The following is a 2,898-nucleotide window of genomic DNA, read 5'->3' as shown; positions in this document are numbered from 1 at the left end:
ACATTCTGACTAAAGCCATACCAGAAGAGGGAGTGTTGGTCCCCACTTGGGGCTGTGTATGCATTATTTTGGAATAGCTCTGTTTCTATTGAGAAACTTTATCTTGAAATAATTTCTTTGAATGACAACTATCCTGAAATATTTATAACTTATGAAGATAATTCTCGCATTATTAGAAATATTGTTGGGACTTTTATACCTATTGAACAGTAAAAGTACTTGAAAAAATTGATTCTCAAGTACTTTCTTTTATGCTAAGCGAAATATAATTCTAATTTGCTAATTGTTTGATTTCTTAAAATCTTATAACTCTTTGATTTCTATGGACTTGCAGACTATATTATATCCATCATAACCATCAAGATATAAAGAATAATGCTTTAATTCTTGGAGCTTGTTAATTTCTTCAAAAAGATGCCTGTTCGCTTCCATTAACTGTAATATAATTGATGAATTAAATATTTCTAAAACTTTATCATAAGCTTCAATTGTATCTACAGAAAATAATGCGTTTGCTTTTGAAAAATAGTGGACTTCTTGAAATATCAATTCAACTTCTGAATATATGTCATCATAATCATATCCCTTTAAGTTGATACAAATATTTGTACCTGAAAAAGTTATTTGAGGTAACTCAGATAAAAGTGAAGAAAACATTGGAAGAGTGTATATCATTTTATTTTCCATTATTCGTACCCCCGCTACGTCTTACAGTAGAAATTCCTTCCGAAGTTAGTTTATTACGTAATAACTGCTCATCCAGTAGTTTTTCATGTAATGGACTACCAGTATTATTAGTTACATGCCACTGATTTCTAGGAACTCCTGCAACTGTTAACGCTTGAGAGGTTCTTGTATTTTGAATTAAAACATTACCATCTCTATTAATATACTCCACAGGAAGATCCGAAACAGACACATCTTTATTTTTTATTGCTTGTGCTAAATCATCCACAGTTTTTATCTCATAACCAGCAACATCAGAATATTTTTGCGATCCATATGCACTAAAATTATTACTATAGGTCTTCTGGGAATAATTTGCTTTATCCATAGGATGAGGTAACGTTACTTGTGAATATGATACAGGTTTACTAGTCGGCCCAGGCAATGCTAGTTGCTGAACAGGGGTTACATCCTTGCGTGGTCTCGTGACTGCTACATCCCCTGATTTTGGCTTCGTCGTCACCACATCAGCCTTAGGAGCCTTCTTAGGAGACACACTACCTGCTCCGTTGGTAAAGGTGTTAAAGGCAAAGTTCATGGCGACTGTTTGACCAGTAATCTTATTTCCTGTGGCCAAATCAATACCTGTGTCAATCGCAGTCTCAACCGCAGATTCCACTCCAATCTTGGCAACTTGTCGAACTGCTTGATTGCCAATATTTTGGGTCACATTGGTTGCTAGACCAGCTCCTGCTCCCATCAATTGGCCGCCAATAAGACCTGAGATAGCACCTGTTCCTGCTCCTTTGGCAATCGAGCCAACCAATTCCCAACCACGTTGGCCAGAACTATAGGCATCATATCCTGAGATGATTGCTCCAGAGGCTGCACCACCGATAGCCATCGCTACAGGTGCTCCAAGACCTCCAGTCGCTACGGTAAGCGCAATACCGACACCGATAGCCCCCGCAGTTACGGCAACCTTCTTCCAGTCGACATTTTTCACGAAATCAACGACTTGATTCTTGACTCGTTCAGCTGTTGTACAGACATGTTTCAAGGTATTTTGCAAGGCTGTACCCCAGTTTCGAAGGAGATTCATACCTTCTCGGATGGTTGGGGAAGAGCTCAAGCCTGTTGCCAGCGCATAGGCAGACCGAACCACTTGTTGGCGCTTAGCCTCTATCTGTGCTACTGTTTGCTGGTATTTCGTTTGTACATAGTCACTAGCACTATTGTAGGCCGTTTGAACCTTATTCCACTGTCTGCCAACCCAATTCGATGCGCGATTGAATTGGGTGCTGACCCAGTTAGTTGCGTGGTTGAAAGCACTCTTGGTCGCATTCCAAGCCTTGGATGCGAAACTCTTCACACCATTCCATGTGTTTGAGGCCACTCTTTTTACCGTATTCCATGTATTAGAGGCGACTCGTTTTACACCATTCCAAGCATTAGAGGCCGTCTTTTTAACATAGTTCCAGCCTTTTTTGATACTGTTCCAGAAGTGCCCACTCGGGTCGGTATAGTTGACAGGGTTATTCTGCACATAGCTGTAGCGGTTCTGACTGAGAGGGTCTGTGTCCTCACCTGGGTAGCTATCCTCGGTTAAGAAAGTACCTCCCTGACTATCATAATACCTTGCGCGTAAATAGTCAAGTCCAGTATCGTCGCGAGCTTCACCGTTATAGGCAAAGCGATTGCCTGTTGTGTCTGTGCTTGTCTTTCTTGCCCCATAGAGATGATAGCGACTGGATGCGACGGCTTGTCCATCCTTGGTCAAACCTGTCACAGAGCCTGACTGATTGGTCAAGTAGTTGTAACTGTCACCTGTTTGGTTGTTGAGGTAGCTGGCTCTTCCCTTGCCATAGCTATAGGTCTCACGGGCCTTGCCATCATGGTCATAGGTTTCGAGGACCTCTGTATGTTCACGATTGACATCGTTGACATAGTTGCGTTCCTCGTAGTAGTTGTAGGTATCCTCTCGTGTGGTGTAAGGGATCAGGACATCCTGAACCTGACTGGCATAGGTCACTTCTCCCTGACCCGGTAAGTTCCCAAGTTCTGGTGGGTTGACGACGATACCTTCCTTGGTTGCTCGGTCCTTAGCCACTTTCTGGTGGTAGGCTGTCGACACATCGTCAAAGATGCTGTGCCAGATGCTTCCTATTGTTTGCGGTAATGTGGATAGAGCTTGGAGGACATTCTGACTAAAGCCATACCAGAAGAGGGAGT

The 2,898-nt window shown here is 42.1% G+C and carries 2 protein-coding genes; both read right to left on the bottom strand.

The window, feature by feature from the left end; genetic code table 11:
- Positions 1-303: 303 nt before the first annotated feature.
- Positions 304-687, bottom strand: coding sequence for a hypothetical protein (locus HMPREF9184_RS00360; RefSeq protein ID WP_000428470.1), 384 nt, complete (start codon positions 685-687; stop codon positions 304-306).
- Positions 677-2,898, bottom strand: a 2,222-nt coding sequence (locus tag HMPREF9184_RS00355; RefSeq protein ID WP_000311751.1) for an RHS repeat-associated core domain-containing protein, incomplete at its 5' end; no start/stop codon positions are given. The genes HMPREF9184_RS00360 and HMPREF9184_RS00355, both read right to left, overlap by 11 nt.

The sequence above is a fragment of the Streptococcus sp. oral taxon 058 str. F0407 genome (genome assembly GCF_000235485.1).
In the GTDB taxonomy this organism is placed as follows: Bacteria; Bacillota; Bacilli; order Lactobacillales; family Streptococcaceae; genus Streptococcus.
The sequence above is the reverse complement of the archived record's forward strand: the minus strand, read 5'-3'. Positions and strand labels throughout refer to the sequence as shown.

Coding starts and splice junctions, on each gene's coding strand:
- HMPREF9184_RS00360 (WP_000428470.1), bottom strand. CDS start 687: ATGGAAAATAAAATGATATACACTCTTCCAATGTTTTCTTCACTTTTA.